This is a genomic window from Pseudomonas sp. 05N434, from assembly GCF_056396965.1.
On the sequence record NZ_JBFTMK010001095.1, the window covers coordinates 1 to 500 of the forward strand.

Here is a 500-nt window from a genome sequence, read left to right on the forward strand (position 1 = left end):
CTTGAGACCAATCTCGTAGTTACTGCCGATAATCGGTTTGAGTACCGCGCCGGCGGTATCGCGTTCGGTCTGCGGTGTATATACGTCGGTGTAACTGGCGTAGACCGCCCATTCGCGGCTCAGGTCATAGACGATACCGGCATAGGGCGTGACTTCTCCGGTTTCAGTGGCGGTGCTTTTTGGATCTTCTGTAATGCCGCTCGCGGTCTGGGTCGAAGACTTGTAATTGTAGTCGTACCAACTGACGCGCGAGCCGAGCACCAGGGTCAGGTCTTCAACAGGCTTGACCCGCCAGCTGCCGTACAGGCCTTTCTGGCGGATGTCGTATTGGCTGGGAGTCCCACGACCACCGGGGCTATTGATCAAGCCTTCGTAGCTGATATCCGGACGGTTGTGATCAATGTCGAAGATATTGTCGGAGCTGTCATTGAAGGTTCGGGCGTATTTGTCGTCCGAGGTGTATTTGGAATAGTTGCCGCCCACCATGATTTCCTGCGGCA

General features: G+C 55.4%; 1 protein-coding gene. It reads right to left on the reverse strand.

What is annotated here, in order from left to right; genetic code table 11:
- Positions 1-500: TonB-dependent receptor domain-containing protein (locus AC1DLB_RS31910; protein ID WP_477786521.1), on the reverse strand; the 500-nt coding region annotated here is incomplete at both ends.